Raw genomic sequence first — 21080 nt, forward strand, 5'->3', positions numbered from 1 at the left:
GAAAAAACATGAAAAAAGTATCTTTAATTTCCACAGCAATTTTATTATCTGCGTCAGTGGCACTTTCTGGCTGCTCGAATTCAAGTAGTAAGTCCGAAAAATCGGGGGGATCAACTTCTTCAACTTCGACGAATGAAACAGTTACACTTACGATTGGAGGATATTCCACAATCAAAGACGAATTTGAAGCGATATTCCCTCTATTCCAAAAGGAATGGAAGAAAGAGACTGGCCAAACAGTCGTATTTAAGGAATCCTATCAAGGCTCAGGATCACAAGCACTCAATATTACCAATGGGTTTGAGGCCGATATAGCTGCTTTATCTCTTGAAGGAGATATTGACAAGATTGTAAAAGCAGGATTAATCACCCATGATTGGAAAAGCGCACCACACAATGGTATTATTACAGACTCCATTGCAGCATTTGGAGTCAGAGAAGGAAACCCTAAAAACATTAAAGATTGGTCTGACTTAACTAAATCTGGTGTTCAAGTAGTATTTCCAAACCCTAAAACTTCTGGTGGAGCCCGTTGGGATGTTAATGCTATTTATGGAGCTGGTTTGAAAATAAGTGAGGAACAATCAGGTAAGCAAGATCCTGCACAAGCAAAAGCATTACTTAGCAAAATTTATAAAAATGTGAAATCGTTAGATAAAAGCGGTGAAGAATCCATGTCAACCTTCGACAAGGGGACTGGAGATATTATCATCACATATGAAAATGAGTTACTTGACCGTATTAATTCTGGCAGTAAATATGAGGAAGTTATTCCTAAGTACACGACTTCTATTGAAAACCCAGCAGCTGTTGTCGATAAATATGTTGATAAGCACGGAACACGTAAGGTAGCCGAAGCTTTTCTAAATTTCCTTTGGACACCTGAAGCACAAAAAGTGTTTGCTGAGAGCGGCTTCCGTTCTGTAGATGCTGATGTTGCCAAAGCCTATGCTGATAAGTTTAAACAACCAGAGGGGCTGTTTGATACAAGTTATTTAGGAGGCTGGACAAAGGTTGGAGAAGACCTTTACGGTGACGGCGGGATTTGGGATCAAGTTGTAGCTGGTAAATAAAAGCTAGATTTGTTAACAATTACATCCACTCCTTTTCAGATTAGACTATAAGAAGCTAAAGGGCTTGGTGAAAACCAAGCCTTTCTTGTTTTTGTGCTTCCTTTTTAAAGGAATGATATAGGACGTGGTTTAAGTATTTGTATAGTGTTAGAGCGATATCTTTATGTTTATTTATATAATTGTGGTCGGTCTCAAAACCTTCACATTGAGGATGTTCCGCCCCTGCATTTTCAAGTATCCCCACTAGCGGGTCATGAAAATATGGTTTTGGCAACACCTCATCAAGCGATCCGTCCCTATTTGATTCCTTAAGTTAGTCTACTTTTTGGGCTGGTCAAGTGCTTGATAAGCTAACTGGTACTTTCCTCCATCAGCCACTTCTGAATGGTACAAAGCTTTGAGGGCATTGTTTTTTTCAAGACCGTGTTCTGCTTTCAAATCTTTTAATCGTGTATGCAATTCTTTATTATCCTTGATCAGCTGCTGCATTTGCGATTTCGTATACTTCAAAATACTTAACTCCTTTCATAACTCAAATCCGTTCCCCAAGTATAGCATGAATAATCTTTATTTAAATAATTTATATATTGCAAATCCTATGGAAGACACACCTCACGATTGTTACCTGACCAGTTTCTCTTGCTCCACAAAAAAAGAAGCAAGAGAACCGTCCCCCTTGCTTCCCTGTCAAGTGTAATTGCTTCATGAAGAACCACTAGTAGCCAGTGGCCCTCGTTTTTCTTTTCTATTTTTTCTTATGGTTCCCACAACCAAGAGCAGCATGGGAATAACAATCATGTTGATAGGAACAACGTATGGAATAAAGAATCTTTTTGGGTAGCCCACTGATGAAACATCAATATTAGGATAAAGGCTTGTTGAAAGAGGAATCAGGGCTATGGCAATGAACCAAATGACCTTTCTCCAATCTTTTAAATGAAATAATTGACCAATTCCATGACTTGTAACAAACAGGAAAGTTGAAAGTTTAATAAAAACGCTTAACATCCAGATTACAGTTAGAAAAATTTCGACATTTTGCAGAAATTCCAAAGCGGAAATGTAGCGTACCATCTCAAAATATGGATACCATAATCTTGATGCTAGACCACTTCCAAACACCATAATGACCTCTAACGTATTTAACATGATAATAAACGAGACCATGGCAATGCCTCCGATGGTAATCTTCACACCTTTCTTAGGGTCTTTCGTAAAAAAGAGAAGCATCATGATGACGTTAGTCTCTCCCAAAAAACCAACCGGTGCAAAGCTTCCCTCTACAATTTTCCGCCATCCAGAGTCAGCATAAATAGGAAATATTTGTTTCCACTCTATATTGCTTAAACTAAGTAACATCGTAAAGATAATCACGAGGAAAATAACAGGACCAATGAACTCACTGCATCGCGCAATACCTTCAATCCCGCCTTTATATGTAATATACACCATAAGATAGATCATCAATAGAATCAATACCAGCAATGGAGTATTTCTAAATAGGGTCATTTGGATAAAATCAGATGATTCCCGAAGGATGATTCCCATTGTAGGTATGAGTTGGATGAAATAAGGAATCACAATAATCCTTCCCAGCCATTTTCCTAAAATGGTTTGACAGTATTCAATAAATGTTTGATTTGGGTATAGCAAGCTCAATTTACCTGCAATAATGGTTAACCCTATACTAGCTGCCCCAGCAATAGCGAAACAAATCCATGCATCTTGTTTTGCCGCAGCAATGGCAGGTGTTTGCGTCAATAAAAGGGTCATTCCTATATCCAAGATAGCAATAATCCAAAATAATTGCTTGGGGGAAATCTTCATTTCTTTATCTCACTTTCCATTAAATGTAATGGTGGACCTGTTGATCCCACTTGATCTACGTTTAAATCCGCTGTCACCTTCACATCTGCCGCTGCAAACTCTTTCTCCCAATTAGCTTTTATTGTTTTCCAGTAAACTGGATACTTCCTATGAAAAGCATTTCCTAGTCCAAAGATATCTGCCCTATAATCTTTCTGAATACGCGAAATCGTTTGAGTCACTTTCTTTTGTGCATCTCTATTTAAAGCTCGTTCAACGGCCTTTAGATGACTGGGATTTTTTAAATCTAAATTTGTATTATTCTCCCTAATAACCCCTTTTCCAGAGAGATAAATGTTAAATTTTATTTTATCCCCTTTTAAAGAGGGTTTTATTTTACTTTTATATTTTCTTCCGACGAAGCTAATAAACCCCTTCCCTTCAGGTATATAAACGGTTAAAGTGTTCCTTTTTAATTCCCCTCTAACCCAATAATAGTTTCTTACTTCAGACGAGGTTAAAGAACCAATCATTTGAAGTTTATTATTAAAAATCGCTCTTCCCCTTATTCTGATGGTCTTTGGCGGTACTTGCCCACTGTCCCCTTTAGTTGAAGAATGGATGATTTCTAATATCGGCAGAGTTGCATTACTGCCTTCCGCATTGGCATCTATCAAAAATTGTTTATAGGAGGAGCTTGCTCTTCCACTAATTCTTTCTAGGATTTTCAAGGGTGCTAAAGCGGGGATATTTTCTAATGGGTAGGGAACCGATAAAAATTCCTGGGCAGTGGATTCTCTAACGACAAATAAATCTGTCCGAATCCTGACTTCTGGGTTACGGCTAAATTCATCTGCAATTTTGGCAATCCCATCCCTGGCTAAATCCTCCCCAAAGGCAATCACCCTTCTATGACTGGCAAATATCATTCGTGAAAGTTTGTTTTGCATATTCTGCGAAGTTTCAGTGGCTGTTTTACCCGTAGCTGATTCTAGAAAATATCCCTGCCCTGCAGAGGTGCTTCCCTTTCCGCCTCCACCTGAAGCACCAAGTTTTGCTGGGACCACAATTTGTGCACTACTTGTAAAAGTACCATCTTTATTAAGGTCCATACCCCACCCCAAAACAATGGCCAGGTCATTTAGTTCACGTCGATCCCAGCAGCCTGTAGTTATAAGGGTGACGATAAGCAAAAGAAATAAAACGATTCTTGAATTTTTCATTTTGTTTCCTTCCCTCTGTTTACACTTGGCTTTTGCCCTTCTGGAATCCTTTGTTTATTCTCACCTGATAACAGAGGACGTTCATTCATGCTCCACCTTGGCGCACGTAAGAACACATCTCTAATTACACCACTACTTTGTGGAGCTACAGGGCCTAAATAGGGGACACCAAAAGAGCGAAGATTAATTAGATGAATGAGAATAGAAACGACTCCAATGACAATTCCATAGAAACCAAACATACCTGCAAGCACCAAAATAGGAAAACGAAGGATACGATAGGCAAATCCCAAGTTATAACGCGGAGTTCCGAACGATGCAATCCCTGTTGTTGCGACGACAATAACCATAGGGGCAGATATAATTCCTGCCTGAACCGCCGCCTGGCCAATGACAAGAGCCCCGACAATACTAACCGCCGAACCGACTGGTTTTGGCAGCCGAATCCCTGCTTCACGCAAAGCTTCAAACATAAATTCCATCAACAGCGCTTCAATCACTCCTGGAAATGGAACACCCTCCCGTGCGGCGGCCACACTGATTAATAAATTTGTAGGAATCAGTTGTTGATGAAAGGTAGTAATCGCCACATAAAGGGATGGAAATAATAAGGCGATATTTAATAAAGTGAAGCGAATCCATCGAATAAAGGTTGTGTATATAGAGCGTTCATAATAATCCTCTGCCGATTGTAATCCTGTCCAAAAAGTCATCGGTACAATCAAAACATAAGGAGTATTATCAACAACAATGGCTACTTTACCTTCTAATAAACTAGCACATACGACATCCGGCCGCTCCGTATTTTGAACTTGTGGAAAAGGAGAAAAAGGGACGTCTTCAATGAAGTCCTCTATATAGCCACTCTCTAATACACTATCAATCCGAATTCGACCGATTCGTTTTCTTACTTCCTCCACAATCGAATCCTGCGCAATCCCTTCAATATATAAAATTTCTACTGAAGTTTTTGTATACTCTCCTAAAGTAAATGATTCATTTTTAAGCTTAGGGGATTTTATTCTCCTCCTAATTAAGCTCGTATTGATTCTAAGTGTTTCGGTAAAACCATCTCTCGGACCGCGAATAACGGTTTCTGAAGGAGGCTCTTCTATGCCCCTTTTTTCTAATTTCCCTAGTTCGGCAATCAATGCCGTGCTTTCTCCTTCAATTAGAAAAGCTGCGTTGCCCATTAACACTTCATCCACTACTTCAGATATTTTCGAAACACCTTTCACCTTTGCAATAGGAATAAGCTGTAAGCGAATAATCTCCCTGATTGATGATATATTTTTCTGTGCAAGCCCCCCAAATAGTATAGGTTTTAAAACAATTTCATCTAATGTCTTGGTATCGCATGAACCAGTGAGAAAAACTAATAAAATTTTTGAATGATTATCTAAAGGAACGGAACGGAATTCAATATCATTACACATAGCGAATTGATCTCTTAACATCTGCTCATTAGAGGACACTGCGGCACTTAATTCGTCGTTTTTTGAAGATGAGGAATTATACCTATCGGTGTTGTTTTTGCTCAGCTTTCGAAAAAATCGCATATTCGATATCCCCCATTCAAAACTATTTTCCTCCTTAGTTGGTTAAATATACCTCCCAAATCAGGTTTATCTACTCTAAGGAGATTAAAAAATGAAAGAAAAAGTTACCAAGGGTTCTACACAAAAAAACCCCATCTACGCATTTAACAGTTAACCGTTAAATACATAAAATGAGGAAATTATCTTTATTTTATAAGCCATAGAAAATAGGAGACTATCCTTTGTAATAAGGTGGAACCCTGAGCCACTCATGCCGATTCAAATAATCCTTTACAGTTAAACCTGCCATCGTCTTTTTTATCATAATTTTTGAAAAAAGCAAACCAACATCTGCCCGAATCGACTCTGAAAGTCCCCTGGCTGCATACATCACACCTGAAGCAAGATTATAGGACATTAAATTGGCTCTTTCTTCATCATTTAAGGCAGCCCCTTCCGGAATATTTGGAAAATCACCGATTGGTTTTTCCGGAGTCGTTTGCGGCAATGGAATCCCTTCTTTGATTAGAAACTCTCTAATTTCATTTCTAATGGGGATATGCACCGTTTCCCTTATATCCATTAATAGTTGCTTCAGTTCCGGGTCTTCTGAGAGATTGTAATGTATTTCTTCACTTCGCAAGCTCGTTTCCGTCCCTAATAGAAAAAACCAAAGATTGGATACTTCCATCACGTTCAATGGTCTTTTTTCTCCGTCTATAAAAGGTTGAAATGCATCATGTATGACTTCAAATAGATTCATGCTTATAAATCCCACCAAACATTGGATATATTTTGTTCTGAAGGTATTTTTCCACATGAATACAAAAACATACAAACTAAAAATAACTTTGAAAAAGCTTTTCTGCCGTGCGTACTGCCAAAGCTTGTGTAGTAAGTGTAGGGTTTGGCCCACCTAAACTATTAAAATGAACACTATTATCCGTAACATATAGCCGTTTTACTTGGAATGCTTCACCATTTTCATCCACTACAAAGCCCATTCTCATTGTACTTTCCATATGAATCATCATGCCTGGAGGCCAATTAGACCAAATGACTTTTTTGGCACCCGCTTTTCGTAATAATTCAGCTGCCAATTTTACCAACTCTTTGCGCTTTCCACGAGACCGTTGGGTGGGGCTATAGCTTATGACAGGGACTGGTCCATTTTCATCTCTAATCAATGGATCCACTGTCACCCCGTTCTGTTGAATCGCTTCATCGTCAGTAGATACTAAAATACCTAACGTTTGTCGGTAAGAGGCCATCACCTCCTTTAATTCAAAGCCAAAAAGACGACCTTTCACATCCCAAGGATCTTCAAGTTTAGGAGTGTTTAAAAAAGAATACCCAGAATCACTAATTCCATAAAATGATGCCGTTAATCCCGGACTCATCCCAACCGTTTGTAATGTGCCAAGCCCTGGGATATCCAGTCTTGCTCCACAAGTATTTCCTACAAACGGATTAATTTCGGTACTTCCCACGATTGAAAGCAAATCTTTTTCGGCAAAAACACCAGACACCCAGTCCATATAATGGCTAACTAACCCTCTTCCCACCCAAGGATTTTCGGGCAAGCCTGAATTTAACCATAGGCGTGGACTTTCAATTGCCCCCGAAGCCATTACTACTATATTGGCTTTTATCTCTTCCCGTTCCCCTGTCCAAGTGTCCCTTGTGATTACACCAATGGCTTTCAATCCATCTGAACTGTTTTTTTCAGTCATTATTTTGATTGCAAAAGCATTTGGACGTATGCTGACATTTCCGGTTTGTAAGGCCTGAGGAACATAGCTAACATTTGTGGATCGCTTTGCAATTTTATCGATTGATGGACCATGCGGACAGCCGTTAATGCAGTGTCCTGCAAGTGTGCACCCTTCCATCCAGGCTAGTTGTTCATTCGAAATCTTTGGATTGGTGATATGTTTATTTGGCGGTAAGATGGCATTGGGTTGCAGTCTATAGCCGGGGACTGTTATATCCAGTGCCGGAATCATCTGCCATCCTGCCTTCTTAGCACCATGATAAAATAATTCTTCCTTGGCGGTTACTGCCGCAAATTTTACTGGTAATTCCGCTTCTACTTTTTCATAGTAAGGAATCAGTTCTCGGTAAGAAATCGGCCATACATGATCTACAGCCATTGGATAGGCCCGGGGACAATTAGCTGTATAGGTTTGAGTTGTACCTCCGACACCTGCGCATTGCCAAATAAATCCTTCCTGATTTGACCTTCGAAACCATGGGGCCTTGCTTCGGTCAGCGGGACCCCAGCGAAACCTTCCAGAAACCAGGTCATTCATATTCATTTCATACTTATTTAATAGTTGTTTATATAAATTCACATCCAAATCAGCAGGGGATGTGCTTAATTGATCTCCAGGTTCTCCATTTGGATCGGGCCACCTTTTGTTACCATACCACGGACCTGCCTCCAGAACTAACACCTTTAATCCTTTTTCCCCCAACTCTTTAGCCATAACAGCTCCCCCGCCGCCTGCCCCAATAATAATCACATCCTGATTTCCCATTAGGCCTTCCCCTTTTCATCTGGCATCAATGCTAAAAACCCACGAAAATCACGATAAGCAAAAGAAGGGCCAGGATAATTAGATTGCAGCCACCCAAGTGGGAAATGTTCCTCTCTTCTAAACTCAGGTGTAAACAAACGTGTTGTTCCGTATCCCGCCCATTCTGAATAAAAGCCAAATAGTGTTAGTTGATTAATTGAATCCACCATACTGCAGACAAGTGCCGGATTATTTTGATAAGGAGGACTTAAGATTTCAAGATTGACTTCAAGGCGTTCGATAAGAGTAATGGATTGGAGTCGATCTATCAGTGATAAATGTGAGAATGGCCCTCTACATTTAGAATGATTAATTTGAGGCGGATACACATTTTGTCCTGTCTGAATAAGTTGGGTGGCGCCTATGTCTAACAATTCAGCAGTTGACCTCGCCATTGACTTTGTGTTTATTCTTGTTTTAACAAAAGGACTAATTGAATGGTTCAAAATCCAAATGACATATTCATAAACCTTCATTTCCAATGCTCCTGGCACTTGAACAGGTTTCGCTGTTAGAGGGTTGGCTGGGATAATTGCTTGAACAAGCGACTGAAAAGTGGATCTGATATAACAATCGGTAGTTCTGTCACTTCCTTTTGTCCCCATCATTAGCTCCCCTTCAATTACTTCACAGTGATTCCTACCATTCCTAAATATTATTTAATTGCTCTTTTTTCTATGTCAGGAAGTTTTTTGTAGCCAATTCTAGGGATTGAAATGATAATATGTAAACAATGGAGGGATTCACAAATGAACACACAACACTGGATGAGCAGACAGTTTTTTAGTTTTTATGTAACATGGGGCGTGTTTCTTCCCTATTGGACAGGCTGGATGATTCATACAAAAGGGATTTCGGTTTCACAAGCGAGTTTTATTATGAGCATAGGATTGGTAGCAAGAGGTCTTTCTACTTTATTTGCGTTTCCGTATCTATCAAGTAGATTTAGTAGTAAGACATTATTAAATGGAGCAGGAATTGGCACAATCATTGCTATTCTTTGTTGTATCCCAGCAAGTTCCTTTGCTGCCCTGCTGGTGGCGAACTTAATTTTTCATTTCTTTTATCCGGCGTTGATGCCTGCATTAGACAGTGCAGCTGGGATTCTTGTACAGAGCAAACAATTAAAAAATTACGGAAAGAGCCGATTATGGGGTTCTATCGGTTTTGTCGTCGCGGGCATGATCTTAACCATTTTTACAGGAGCGCTCGGAGATAAAGTGATCGTATGGGCCTTGCTATTGGGCATATCGGTTTTTGTGTGTCTTAGTTTGATGCCTGCACCGGTTGTTTTATCGGATAAACCAAATACAAATCATTCAAAAAAAGCTGGCATATTAAGTTTATTTCGTGTGAAGCACTTTATTTTAGTCATGATTATCGTGATTTTACTGCAAGCGGCACACGCTTCCTATTATAATTATGGTTATATTTTTCTCCAAGAAATCCATGCACCCCGCTATCTAATTGGCGTAATTATTAACATTGCAGTAATCGCGGAAATCTTTTTCTTTTCAATTGCTGATAAGATGTTTCGAAACTTTTCAGTTGGAGCCATATTGGCTCTTGCGGCACTTGGTTCAACAGTACGCTGGATATTAATCTTTGCCTTTCCAAATGTGATTGTTTTTTCGATTGCCCAAACCTTGCACGCATGCTCTTTTGCAATGGGGCATTATGCCTTTATGAAATATTTAATTAAAAATATTCCACATGCGCAAATACCAAAAGCGCAAGGTATGTATTCCGCACTCGCTCTTAGCTGGAGTACCGCGGTGTTCACAATTTTTGGCGGGTACCTTTACGAAATCGAGCCAAGGTACGCCTTTATCGGGATGGTTGTTTGTACCATACCATCCATGCTGCTTGCTCTAGGTTATCGGAAATTAGAGCATAAAAAAGAAGCTGCTGTTTCTATTTAAGGAATCAAGAGAACCGTCCCCATTGCTTCCATTCATTTTTTTTAAATCATCTATATTTGTCCACGATCATGGAAATAATAGAAATTGTGAGTTTTTAGCAATTAGGTTCTCACTAGGTTATCTAACTGAGAATAATATTGGATAATTGAGGGATTTTGATTTTTCCACTTGTCATGGTACATTTGGTGAAAAACATTAATAGTAAAGTGTTTATAAAGTTAATGTATATTGCTTGACAAAATAATCACCTGTATATGATAATATTTATTGAATTAGAATTATTATTAACAACATATTTAGGAGGATTTCCACTATGTCATTAATCGGAAAAGAAGTAGAAGCATTCACAGCACAGGCTTATCAAAACGGTGATTTCATCACTGTATCTGAACAAAACTTAAAAGGCAAATGGAGTGTTTTTTGTTTTTACCCTGCAGATTTCACTTTCGTATGCCCTACTGAACTAGAAGACCTTCAAAACCAATATGCAACATTAAAAGAGCTTGGCGTAGAAGTTTACTCTGTTTCCACAGATACTCATTTTACTCATAAAGCATGGCACGATAACTCACCTGCTATTAGCAAAATCGAATATATTATGGTTGGTGACCCTTCTCAAAAGATTTCTCGTATCTTTGATGTACTAGATGAAGAAGCAGGTCTTGCTCAACGCGGAACTTTCATCATCGATCCAGACGGTATTGTTCAAACTGTTGAAATCAATGCAGATGGCATTGGCCGTGATGCAAGCACTCTTGTAAACAAGATTAAAGCAGCTCAATATGTTCGTAACAATCCAGGTGAAGTTTGCCCAGCTAAATGGCAAGAAGGCGGCGAAACACTTAAGCCAAGCCTTGACCTTGTAGGTAAAATCTAAGGATTACTTTTGTAAGGTTAAAAATACTAAGGGAATTGGAAGTATCCAATTCCCTTTTTCAGTACATAAAATGTTTTTATATTATAAAGCCTATTATATACGTATTTTCCGCTTGACAATATAATCACTTCTATATGATAATAATTATTGTATTAGAATTAATATAAATTAATTAATTATAAACTGACTCATAAGATAAATTAAGGAGTGAGAGATTAATGGTACTAGATAAAGATATAAAAGAACAATTAGCCCAATATCTGCAATTGATGGAAGGCGATATACTCCTAAAAGTAAGTGCAGGAACCGATAGCGTCTCTAGCGACATGCTGGCTTTAGTGGATGAATTAGCCACTATGTCCTCTCACATTAAAGTTGAAAAAACCGAGTTACAAAGAACTCCTAGCTTTAGTGTGAATCGTATTGGAGAAGACACTGGGGTGACTTTTGCTGGTGTTCCTCTAGGACATGAATTTACTTCATTAGTTTTAGCTCTATTACAAGTTAGCGGCAGAGCCCCTAAGGTTGACCAAAAGCTTATTGATCAAGTGAAAAATATTAAAGGCGAATATCACTTCGAATCCTATATCAGCCTTACTTGCCACAACTGTCCTGATGTGGTACAAGCATTAAACATCATGAGCACGCTTAACCCTAGCATTTCGCACACCATGATTGATGGTGGAGCGTTTAAAGAAGAGGTAGAAAGCAAACAAATCATGGCGGTTCCAACTGTATTTCTTAACGGTGAATCCTTCGGCAGTGGCCGTATGACACTTGAGGAAATCCTCGCTAAAATGGGCAGTGGTTCTGATGCATCTGAGCTTTCTGACAAGGAACCATTTGACGTGCTCGTTGTTGGGGGCGGCCCTGCTGGTGCAAGTGCAGCTATCTATGCAGCACGTAAAGGTATTCGTACAGGTATTGTAGCTGAACGCTTTGGCGGCCAAATCATGGACACCTTGGGTATTGAGAATTTTATCGGTACGAAATATACAGAAGGTCCTAAACTTGCAGCAAGTCTTGAAGAACATGTCAAAGAGTACAATGTGGATGTCATGAATTTACAGCGTGCTAAGCGTTTAGAGAAGAAGGATCTTATTGCCATCGAACTCGAAAACGGTGCAATTTTAAGAAGTAAAACCGTCATTCTTTCAACTGGTGCCCGCTGGCGTAATGTTGGAGTCCCAGGTGAAGCGGAATTCAAGAACAAAGGGGTAGCCTACTGCCCGCATTGTGATGGTCCATTGTTTGCAGGAAAGGACGTAGCTGTTATTGGCGGCGGTAACTCTGGCATTGAAGCAGCAATTGACCTTGCAGGCATTGTGAACCATGTAACCGTCCTTGAGTTTGCTCCAGAATTAAAAGCTGATTCTGTCCTTCAAGAGCGTTTGAACAGCCTTCCTAATGCAACGGTTATCAAGAATGCTCAAACAAAGGAAATTACCGGAACTGACAAGGTGAATGGGATTACTTATATTGATCGTGAAACAGGTACTGAGCATCATATTGAATTGGCAGGTATTTTTGTTCAAATCGGTCTTGTACCAAATACAGATTGGCTTGAGGGAACACTTGAACGTACTCGCATTGGTGAGATTGTTGTAGATAATCATGGCGCAACAAGCATCCCTGGAGTATTTGCGGCAGGAGACTGTACGAATAGCCCGTATAAGCAAATCATTATTTCAATGGGTTCAGGTGCGACTGCAGCATTGGGTGCATTTGATTATTTGATTCGAAATTAATTTTATATGTCATAACAAAAAGGGGAATTGGATACAACCAATTCCCCTTTTTAGATTTTAAATTGAGATTTAAAAATATGATTTCTCCTATTTCCCCTCTTTAAAGAAATTCATGAGTGAATTTTTCGAATATTAAAAGCATCCTGGGAAGATATAAATTGTCCAATTGGCTTACCTATAATTCCTTCATCTAAATCAAATACTAACTTCCCTCTAACGAAGGTTTTAGTCACCCGGCAATTAATCGTTCTATTATGGTCTTCATAGTTAAAGGTGGGTTATTTTATATTGGTAATTTTTCCCTCTGGGGGATTACAGAAAGTACTGGAGTAATCTCTTCTTATCCAAGAGTAAATTTCACTCATCCGAGAGTATTCTCCACGTTCGAGAGTAAATTCTCTTCTTCCGAGAGTAATCACTCCTTATCCAAGAGTAAATTTCACTCATCCGAGAGTAATCCCTTCTTATCCGAGAGTATTCTCCACGTTCGAGAGTAATCCCTTCTTATCCGAGAATAATCTCCCCTCACCCGAGAGTATTTTCCACACTCGGGAGAAAATCTTTTTGTCACCCATCCAAAGAGCTCATGGCACTAGCCTCTAAATCACTAGATAATCTGTACCTATACTAATAATTCAACCTTTTCTGGGATAGTATAATATTCCAAACAAATATAATCATTTTAACTGTTTTATATAAGAAAAGGACTGGTTTTTCAGGAGTTGAATGAGGAATGAAAAAGAACTTACTTGTCTGTCTTATTTGCCTATCTATCACAGCATTTCCCTATTCTGTTTTAGCACTGCCACTTCCTAGTACAGATAATGATTATCGTCCAATTTCAAACGATATCATGGTCATTGCGCATCGAGGGGCATCTAATTACGGACCGGAAAATACCCTGTCCTCCTATCGACAGGCCATCATGATGAAGGCTGATTATGTAGAAATCGATTTACAAATGACTAAAGATGGTCAGTTGATTGCCATTCATGATGAAACACTCACTAGAACCACCAATGCCAAAGAAATTTTTCCGAACCGCTCACCATGGAGAGTAAAGGATTTTACACTAGAAGAAATCCGCCGTCTAGACGCAGGTTCATGGTTTAACAAGGCGAATCCGAAACAGGCAAGAGTTGAATACACTAAGCAGCATGTCCCTACCCTTGAAGAGGCGATTGAATGTGTCAAACAATATAGATACGGAAATGCCGGTCTTTACATTGAAACAAAAGCACCAAGCGTTTACCCAGGAATGGAAGAGAAAGTAATTGAAGTCTTAAAAAAGACCAATGCTCTGGATGACCGAAAGCTCTTCCTCGAATCCTTCAGTGAGCAAAGCCTTCGAAAATTGAAAACTCTTGAACCTAATTTAAAGCTAATTCAGCTGTATAACAGAAATATGCTTGCAGGCAAGGAGATTGACCAAGAGTTCAAACGAATTTCGGATTATGCTTTTGGTGTAGGTCCTTATAAAGAACTTGTTGGACGCAAGTTGATAAAGGCCGCCCATCAAAATTATCTTTTGGTTCATCCATGGACTGTTAATTCACAGAACGAAATGGTTTCCTTGCTTTCAATTGGCGTTGACGGTCAATTTACCAATAATACCGATCGGCTTGTGGATTTACTGGAAAAGCCATTAATTACACACGGAGTTGCTAATGGGGATGTAACCGACACATCAGTGATTTTATGGACACGAACCAATAGAGACGCAAACGTTCAATTTGAAATTTCCACTGACAGGCTTTTTAAAACCAATACCATTGCCAAAACGAGCCATGCGGATGATAAGCATGATTTTATCGTAAGTATAGAGTTTATCCATTTAAAACCTAATACCAAATATTTTTACCGTGCCCATGTAGGATCCAGCAAATATATGGTGACTGGTTCTTTTCGGACGGCCCCAGCTGAAAATAGTAGATAAGCATTTGAGATTAGCATGATCTAATCATAAAAAAAGCAGCTCCATCACATCGATGGTTGCTGCTTCTGTTTTAAGGTTTCATGGTCTTCCAGCTGTCCACATGGTGAACTGCTATTCCGCCGAACCCAGCTGTATTGTCATAAAAGCTTTCAACTTGGGCTAGCTCCTGATTCATATACACTTCTCCTTCTTCAAAAAAGGAGATTTCATCACCTTCATCGGTCTGTCCTGTTTCCACTCCAATTACTAGCTGCTTATTATATTTTCCAGCAAGAGAGATTTCAGCTTTAACCAGGTCCATAATCAATGAGGCTGAATCCCGATAAGCCATAACTGTAATGCTATTTGTATTTATAATCACCCATTCAGCAAGAGTCCCTTTTCCATAGATGTTTTTATAGGGAACTCCATCAAACCAGAACGGGATGTCTGCTTCAAGTGGAAGGCCCATACCTGTTGCACTGCTATTCGCCTTTAACAATAAGGCTTGATAAGATTTAATGGTTGCAGCCTGGTTTGTGGACCAGCCGCTGTATAAATATGGTTCAACATCTAAGTGGACGCCATCAAACTTTTGAAGTTCGGAAGATCCATTTTGATAAGTCTTTAGCCAGTTCATCAATTGATCTAAGTTTTGATCGCCTTTTGGCGCAACCCAATTCGGACCGCTTTCAAGTGCGTAAATCTTCATGCCTTTGGCAGATGCTTTTTCAATAAAGCTCTGGTAAACAGTGATTGGGATATCACGATCAATTTGCACATACACTTTGTTCACGTTCTTGCCTTTAAGAAAAGTGAGTGTGCCTGCTTCATCATTCACAATTTCCCAAGGGTTCCATAACCAGGTCGCACGTGTTTCCGTTTCCGAAGCTTTGGCACTACCTCCCCAACCATTTGCAAAAATGGCGAAAAAAATAACCGCTGCCATCACTACATTTTTCATTTTAATCCTCCACTCTGTAACCCAAGGCTCACAGAATGGAACCTGACAACCATACGTATTACTACACTTAGGCCCATGGCTTTGCGTCCTTCCCTTTAGGAGAAGTTTGCCTTTTTCAAAATTATATTTTCTTTATTATACTTTACTTTTTAATATCCTGGAATAAGAAAAGCGCAAGCGCCTTGGTCAGCCCCGACAAGCGTAAGACGTGCCCTAAAGGAAGGAGCTTTTTGCCTTCATTTTGGGAGTGGCTTAATAGAATCAAAGGGACGGTTCTATTGCTTCGGAAGCAGGAGAACCGTCCCCATGATTTCAACCATAATGTGGGATAACTTGTTTAAAAAGTTTTCTAAATTGCTCCCGATCTTCTTCCGTTAAAGGTTTGGGCCCCTTTGTTCGCTTTCCGCTTTTTCGAGCCATTGCACTTAAATACCTTGTTTGTAATAATTGATCAATGTTTTCATTTGTATAGCTAAATCCTTTATGATGAAGGACTATACATTTTTTTGCTAATCCTAGCGATGCAAGACCATAATCTTGCGTCACAATAATATCTCCCATTTCTGCTAACTTCATAATTCGGTAATCGGCAGCATCAGCACCAGAATCCACATAAATAGTTTCTACTCCTGATGGTTGTTCCACATTGGAAAAATGGGAAAAGCTTGTTACTAGGATCACAGGGATGTTTGCATTCCTTCCTTCAGAAATAATAATATCCTTTACTGGACAGGCGTCAGCATCTACATAAACTTTCATCTCTATCTCTCCTGTAATGAAGTTCGAATTAATAGTGATACTATTGATTAATTGAGCTTTTGTCAAATGGGGTAAACAAAGGGACGGTTCTATTGCTTCTAGAGCAGGAGAATTATGAAAACGGCAACAAATTAGAGTCTATTATGAAAGTCACCAATTCATAATGAAAAAGCACAGGGACAGTTCTAATGCTTCTTTAAGCAGGAGAACCGTCCCTGTGCTTTTTTTATAATTATAAGAAAGTATAAAAATCACTTCGAGAATTGTCTAGCTTCAGCGCCTAGCCCCTCGAGGTCTTAAGCCACTCCCAAAATGAAGGCAAAAAGCGCCTTCCATTTGGGAGCGTCTTAAGCTTGTCGGGGCTGATCAAGGCGCTTTCGCTTTTCTAATTTAATTAATTAGATAATACGAGCTGTTACGATTCCTTCAATTTGGTTGATTTTTTCTACCAATCCAGGAATGATTTCGCCGTTTACTTGATCTTCAATGTCAATCATTGTATATGCATATCCGCCTCGGCTGCGATTTACCATGTCAGCAATGTTCAGGTTGTAGCTTGAAATAGCTGAAGTGATCTGTCCAACCATATTTGGAATGTTTTTGTGGAAAGCTGCGACACGTCTTTGTCCGGTATATGGAAGCTCAGCGTTTGGAAAGTTAACTGAGTTTTTGATGTTTCCTGTTTCCAAAAATTCCTTCAACTGACGAGCTGCCATAATTGCACAGTTTTCTTCTGATTCTGCTGTTGATGCTCCAAGATGTGGTATGGAAATGGTGTTTTTCAATTTTAACACTGTTTCATTCGGGAAGTCCGTAATATATTTACCAACGATTCCTTCTTCTAATGCAACACCCATATCCGTTTCGTTCACTAATTCACCACGTGAGAAGTTTAGGATATGAACACCAGGCTTCATAATGCTGAATGCTTTTTGGTTAAACATTCCTTTTGTATCATTTGTTAATGGAACGTGAACCGTAATATAGTCCGATTCAGCAAATAACTGTTCCATTGTCATCGCACGCTGTACATTACGTGACAAGTTCCAAGCAGTATCGACGGAGATGAATGGGTCAAACCCGATTACGTCCATATCAAGGTCAAGTGCATCATTTGCTACAAGGGCACCAATGGCACCTAATCCGATAACACCAAGCGTTTTTCCTTTTATTTCTTTTCCTACAAATTGTTTTTTACCTGCTTCTACAAGCTTCGGAATTTGGTCGCCCTCATCTACCAACGTCTTTGTCCAAGCCACACCGTCAAAAAGGTTACGAGATGAAGAAATCAATGTAGTTAATACCATTTCTTTTACCGCATTTGCATTAGCACCTGGTGTATTAAAAACAACAATTCCTTTATCAGTACATTTGTCGACAGGAATATTATTGGTACCCGCCCCAGCACGAGCGATTGCCTTTAATTGATCACCGAATTCGAGTGAATGCATATTAAAACTACGAACAACAATTGCATCAGGGTTTTCACTTTCATTGTCAATTGTAAAGTTTCCCTTTTTAAATACCTTTAACCCGCTTTCTGCGATGTTATTCAATGTTTTAATTGTTTTCACGTTGTCTACCACTAGTGTGCTCATCTTGTATACCTCTCTTTAGATATGATATTTTTAATAAATTTCATTCATCCTAACGTCATAGAAAAATCCTATTTTTCACATAAATAGAAGATTACAGGTGACCGCCTCCTAATATACAGAAAGAGGTAAGGGAAAACAATGATTCCCTTACCTCTGCCCAGGCGAACGGCTTCGACACTATGTGCTCCCTCACGGTGATCCGTGTTTCGCCAGTCACACATAGCCTTTTTCAACTGTTTTTATAATATCAAATATTCGAATACTTTTCAATTAGTAAAAATTTCACTTTATGGGCAGATCCTATTTATTTTTTAACATATCAAAAACTTGCTCTACATCTTTATCCCCACGTCCGGATAAGTTCACAATTAACACATCATTCGCTGTTAATTCTTTTGCTAGTTTAACAGCGTAAGCTACCGCATGAGAACTTTCTAGAGCTGGAATAATCCCTTCTGTCTTACTAAGGAATAGAAAAGCATCTAACGCTTCCTGTCCTGTAACCGTTACATACTCGCCTCTTCCACTTGTTTTTAAGTAACTGTGCTCTGGACCTATTCCAGGATAGTCAAGTCCCGCTGCAATCGAGTAAGTTGGTTTTGGATCACCATTTTCATCCAACAGTGTCAAACATTTAAACCCATGGATAACTGCCGGAACTCCTTCACTTAAGCTTGGTGCTTCCGCTGGTTCAACCCCAATTAGGCGGACATCTTTTTCATCAATATAATGGGCAAATGCGCCGATCGCATTACTTCCACCACCAGCACATGCAATAACAGCAGTTGGCAGTTTCCCTTCTTTTTCAAGGATCTGGCGTTTGGATTCTTCACTAATAATTGATTGAAAATGTTTGACCATTGTCGGATAAGGATGCGGTCCAACAGCTGATCCTAATAAATAGAAGGTATTCTTATAGTTTTGGACTAAATCTCCTAATGCCTCATCCACAGCATCCTTTAGGCGGCCTTGGCCCTTTGAAACTGGAACAACCTTAGCGCCAAGTAATTCCATGCGAAAAACATTGAGGGCTTGGCGTTCGGTGTCTAGCTTGCCCATATAGATTACACATTCCATTCCAAACATAGCACATGCGGTTGCAGTGGCGACACCGTGCTGACCTGCGCCTGTTTCCGCAATAATTCTTTTAACGCCCATTCGTTTGGCTAGTAAAATCTGCCCAATGGCATTATTGATTTTATGGGCTCCTGTGTGATTTAAGTCTTCACGTTTTAAATAAATTTTTGCACCGCCTATTTTTTCCGTTATATTTTCGGCGTATGTTAGAGGATTTTCTCTTCCTATATATTCTTTTAAGTAATACTTATATTCTTTAATAAATTCCGGGTCATCCTTATAGCGCAAAAACTGTTCTTCCAGTTCGTTCATGACGTTCTGTAAATCCTCTGGAATAAAACTTCCGCCAAACTCACCAAAGTATCCCTTTTTCTCGACACTTACCTTCTCCATGCTCTTCTCGTCTCCTTTGAATCTGTCCTCAAAAATTGATTGCGGAATATTCTAACTATTATTTTATTATTCTATCATCTTACCTCTTTCTAGCAAACTATTTTTATTTGGAAATAATAAATGATTTAAAAATGAGAAAGGTACCTTTGGGAATGGACCAAAGGTACCTATTTTAGACTTTGAGGAAATCTGAAAAGCAGCTATTGTTATTCGGAAAATTTCTTAAAAATTAATGTTGCATTATGTCCGCCAAAACCTAATGAATTGGAAAGAACGACTTGTACATCCTTTTTCTTTGCCACGTTTGGAACATAATCTAAGTCAAGTTGTTCATCAGGTGTCTCATAGTGAATAGTTGGCGGGATAATGCCTTCCTTAATGGCTAAAAGTGAAAATATAGCCTCAATTGCACCCGTTGCCCCTAACATATGACCTGTCATTGATTTAGTAGAACTCACAGAAAGTTGATACGCATGTTCTTTGAACACTTCTTTAATGGCTATTGTTTCATATAAATCATTATAAGCGGTGGATGTACCATGTGCGTTGATATAATCCACTTGTTCCGGCGCGATTCCGGCATCCGCTAACGCTAATTTCATAGCACGCTGGGCACCTTCTCCTTCAGGAGCAGGGGTTGTAATATGATGGGCATCACCTGTTGCCCCATAGCCAACCAGTTCACCGTATATCCGAGCTTCACGGGATAAAGCATGCTCCAATTCTTCAAGGACCAAAATTCCAGCACCTTCACCAATGACAAATCCATCCCGGTTTTTGTCAAAAGGGCGGCTCGCTGTGTTTGGATCTGGATTTTTTGATAGAGCCGTCATATTTGAAAAACCGGCAACGGTCATTGCTGTAATCGTCGCTTCTGTGCCACCGGCAATCATCATATCCACATCTCCCTTTTGAATGACGCGGAAGGCATCACCAATCGAATTGGCCCCGGACGCACATGCTGTAACGGAACAATTGTTCATTCCTTTGGCTCCAAGTTCAATAGAAACTTGTCCTGCAGCCATGTCTGGGATAAGCATCGGAATAGTAAAAGGGTTCACCCTTCTTTGGCCTTTTTCAATAAATTTCTGATGCTGTTCCTCGAATTCTCCTAAGCCTCCAATTCCGGATCCAATCCAAACACCGACCCGTTCCGGTTGTATATTGACACCGATTTTAATTCCTGCATCCTGAACAGCCATTTTACTTGCAGCCACGGCAAACTGACTGTAACGCCCCACTCTTCTTGCTTCTTTTCTATCCATAAAAGCTTCTGGTGCAAAATCTTTTACTTCCGCAGCTATTTTAACATCCACTTTTTCTACATCGAACAAAGTCGCAGGTCCAATACCTGATACTCCATTTTTAATGTTATCCCATGTTGTAAAAGCATCATTCCCCAAAGGAGTGACAGCTCCAATACCTGTAATCACAACTCTCTTCATGTTAATGCTCTCTCCCACCCTTTTTTATCATTCCATTACATTTTAACTAATTCAGGGTAGTTGGACAAATAGGGAATCATGGGGAATCATGGGGACGGTTCTTCTGCTTCCGGAAGCAGGAGAACCGTCCCCGTGTTCGTTTTAAAAAAATTCCCAAAAGTTT

17 protein-coding genes and 2 riboswitches are annotated in these 21080 nt (G+C 39.5%); of the genes, 5 read left to right on the top strand and 12 right to left on the bottom strand.

All coding sequences use genetic code 11. From position 1 onward, the window contains the following. Positions 1-8 precede the first annotated feature (8 nt). On the top strand, positions 9-1073 hold the full coding sequence (locus tag JOC76_RS01745; RefSeq protein ID WP_205175591.1) for a sulfate ABC transporter substrate-binding protein: 1065 nt from the start codon (positions 9-11) through the stop codon (positions 1071-1073). 318 nt (positions 1074-1391) lie between these two features. On the opposite strand, the gene JOC76_RS01750 is transcribed toward JOC76_RS01745, so the two are convergent. From JOC76_RS01750 to JOC76_RS01780, 7 genes are all read right to left on the bottom strand, one after another. Beyond that, positions 1392-1583 carry a hypothetical protein gene (locus tag JOC76_RS01750; RefSeq protein ID WP_205175593.1) on the bottom strand — a complete coding sequence of 64 codons (192 nt, stop codon included), beginning with the start codon at positions 1581-1583 and terminating at the stop codon, positions 1392-1394. A 192-nt stretch (positions 1584-1775) separates the two neighbouring features. Continuing rightward, positions 1776-2900 carry a GerAB/ArcD/ProY family transporter gene (locus tag JOC76_RS01755; RefSeq protein WP_205175595.1) on the bottom strand — a complete coding sequence of 375 codons (1125 nt, stop codon included), beginning with the start codon at positions 2898-2900 and terminating at the stop codon, positions 1776-1778. Next, complete coding sequence (locus JOC76_RS01760) at positions 2897-4102, bottom strand: Ger(x)C family spore germination protein (protein ID WP_205175596.1); 1206 nt, start codon at positions 4100-4102, stop codon at positions 2897-2899. The genes JOC76_RS01755 and JOC76_RS01760 overlap by 4 nt, the downstream gene beginning before the upstream one ends. Further along, positions 4099-5661, bottom strand: coding sequence for a spore germination protein (locus JOC76_RS01765; RefSeq protein ID WP_205175598.1), 1563 nt, complete (start codon positions 5659-5661; stop codon positions 4099-4101). The genes JOC76_RS01760 and JOC76_RS01765 overlap by 4 nt, the downstream gene beginning before the upstream one ends. 214 nt (positions 5662-5875) lie before the next feature. Then, positions 5876-6403, bottom strand: a complete 528-nt coding sequence (locus tag JOC76_RS01770; RefSeq protein ID WP_205175600.1) for a DUF3231 family protein — start codon at positions 6401-6403, stop codon at positions 5876-5878. A 76-nt stretch (positions 6404-6479) separates the two neighbouring features. Next, on the bottom strand, positions 6480-8180 hold the full coding sequence (locus JOC76_RS01775; protein ID WP_205175603.1) for a GMC family oxidoreductase N-terminal domain-containing protein: 1701 nt from the start codon (positions 8178-8180) through the stop codon (positions 6480-6482). Then, on the bottom strand, positions 8180-8824 hold the full coding sequence (locus JOC76_RS01780; RefSeq protein ID WP_205175604.1) for a hypothetical protein: 645 nt from the start codon (positions 8822-8824) through the stop codon (positions 8180-8182). The genes JOC76_RS01775 and JOC76_RS01780 overlap by 1 nt, the downstream gene beginning before the upstream one ends. Positions 8825-8968: 144 nt before the next feature. Between JOC76_RS01780 and JOC76_RS01785 the strand changes: the two genes are divergently transcribed. From JOC76_RS01785 to JOC76_RS01800, 4 genes are all read left to right on the top strand, one after another. After that, positions 8969-10141 (top strand): MFS transporter, encoded by a 1173-nt coding sequence (locus JOC76_RS01785; protein ID WP_205175605.1) that lies wholly within the window; start codon positions 8969-8971, stop codon positions 10139-10141. A 313-nt stretch (positions 10142-10454) separates the two neighbouring features. Beyond that, positions 10455-11018 carry an alkyl hydroperoxide reductase subunit C gene (gene ahpC, locus JOC76_RS01790; RefSeq protein WP_205175606.1) on the top strand — a complete coding sequence of 188 codons (564 nt, stop codon included), beginning with the start codon at positions 10455-10457 and terminating at the stop codon, positions 11016-11018. 218 nt (positions 11019-11236) lie between these two features. Continuing rightward, positions 11237-12766 (top strand): alkyl hydroperoxide reductase subunit F, encoded by a 1530-nt coding sequence (gene ahpF, locus JOC76_RS01795; RefSeq protein WP_205175607.1) that lies wholly within the window; start codon positions 11237-11239, stop codon positions 12764-12766. A gap of 733 nt (positions 12767-13499) precedes the next feature. Then, positions 13500-14702, top strand: coding sequence for a glycerophosphodiester phosphodiesterase (locus JOC76_RS01800; RefSeq protein WP_205175608.1), 1203 nt, complete (start codon positions 13500-13502; stop codon positions 14700-14702). Between the two features lie 70 nt (positions 14703-14772). Here the strand turns inward: JOC76_RS01800 and JOC76_RS01805 are convergent, their stop codons facing one another. The 5 genes from JOC76_RS01805 to fabF all read right to left on the bottom strand — a co-directional run bounded on the left by JOC76_RS01805 (position 14773) and on the right by fabF (position 20923). Next, positions 14773-15645 carry an amidase gene (locus JOC76_RS01805; protein WP_205175610.1) on the bottom strand — a complete coding sequence of 291 codons (873 nt, stop codon included), beginning with the start codon at positions 15643-15645 and terminating at the stop codon, positions 14773-14775. A gap of 33 nt (positions 15646-15678) precedes the next feature. Beyond that, positions 15679-15766, bottom strand: a riboswitch (cyclic di-GMP riboswitch). A 191-nt stretch (positions 15767-15957) separates the two neighbouring features. Then, positions 15958-16404: a YaiI/YqxD family protein gene (locus JOC76_RS01810; protein WP_205175612.1), complete on the bottom strand. Its 447-nt coding sequence runs from the start codon at positions 16402-16404 to the stop codon at positions 15958-15960. 398 nt (positions 16405-16802) lie between these two features. Then, positions 16803-18002, bottom strand: coding sequence for a phosphoglycerate dehydrogenase (locus JOC76_RS01815; protein WP_205175614.1), 1200 nt, complete (start codon positions 18000-18002; stop codon positions 16803-16805). A gap of 148 nt (positions 18003-18150) precedes the next feature. Further along, a riboswitch (ZMP/ZTP riboswitch) is annotated at positions 18151-18229 on the bottom strand. Positions 18230-18302: 73 nt separating this feature from the next. Continuing rightward, on the bottom strand, positions 18303-19472 hold the full coding sequence (gene trpB, locus JOC76_RS01820) for a tryptophan synthase subunit beta (RefSeq protein ID WP_205175616.1): 1170 nt from the start codon (positions 19470-19472) through the stop codon (positions 18303-18305). Positions 19473-19678: 206 nt separating this feature from the next. Then, entirely contained in the window at positions 19679-20923 is a 1245-nt protein-coding gene (gene fabF, locus JOC76_RS01825; protein ID WP_205175731.1) for a beta-ketoacyl-ACP synthase II, read from the bottom strand. Between the last annotated feature and the right edge of the window lie 157 nt (positions 20924-21080).

Origin of the sequence: Neobacillus cucumis (assembly GCF_016908975.1) — a bacterium.
GTDB lineage: Bacteria > Bacillota > Bacilli > Bacillales > Cytobacillaceae > Neobacillus > Neobacillus cucumis.

Coding starts and splice junctions, on each gene's coding strand:
- JOC76_RS01815 (WP_205175614.1), bottom strand. CDS start 18,002: ATGAGCACACTAGTGGTAGACAACGTGAAAACAATTAAAACATTGAAT.
- JOC76_RS01765 (WP_205175598.1), bottom strand. CDS start 5,661: ATGCGATTTTTTCGAAAGCTGAGCAAAAACAACACCGATAGGTATAAT.
- JOC76_RS01805 (WP_205175610.1), bottom strand. CDS start 15,645: ATGAAAAATGTAGTGATGGCAGCGGTTATTTTTTTCGCCATTTTTGCA.
- JOC76_RS01810 (WP_205175612.1), bottom strand. CDS start 16,404: ATGAAAGTTTATGTAGATGCTGACGCCTGTCCAGTAAAGGATATTATT.
- JOC76_RS01760 (WP_205175596.1), bottom strand. CDS start 4,102: ATGAAAAATTCAAGAATCGTTTTATTTCTTTTGCTTATCGTCACCCTT.
- JOC76_RS01775 (WP_205175603.1), bottom strand. CDS start 8,180: ATGGGAAATCAGGATGTGATTATTATTGGGGCAGGCGGCGGGGGAGCT.
- JOC76_RS01755 (WP_205175595.1), bottom strand. CDS start 2,900: ATGAAGATTTCCCCCAAGCAATTATTTTGGATTATTGCTATCTTGGAT.
- trpB (WP_205175616.1), bottom strand. CDS start 19,472: ATGGAGAAGGTAAGTGTCGAGAAAAAGGGATACTTTGGTGAGTTTGGC.
- JOC76_RS01770 (WP_205175600.1), bottom strand. CDS start 6,403: ATGAATCTATTTGAAGTCATACATGATGCATTTCAACCTTTTATAGAC.
- JOC76_RS01780 (WP_205175604.1), bottom strand. CDS start 8,824: ATGGGGACAAAAGGAAGTGACAGAACTACCGATTGTTATATCAGATCC.
- JOC76_RS01785 (WP_205175605.1), top strand. CDS start 8,969: ATGAACACACAACACTGGATGAGCAGACAGTTTTTTAGTTTTTATGTA.
- JOC76_RS01745 (WP_205175591.1), top strand. CDS start 9: ATGAAAAAAGTATCTTTAATTTCCACAGCAATTTTATTATCTGCGTCA.
- ahpF (WP_205175607.1), top strand. CDS start 11,237: ATGGTACTAGATAAAGATATAAAAGAACAATTAGCCCAATATCTGCAA.
- ahpC (WP_205175606.1), top strand. CDS start 10,455: ATGTCATTAATCGGAAAAGAAGTAGAAGCATTCACAGCACAGGCTTAT.
- JOC76_RS01800 (WP_205175608.1), top strand. CDS start 13,500: ATGAAAAAGAACTTACTTGTCTGTCTTATTTGCCTATCTATCACAGCA.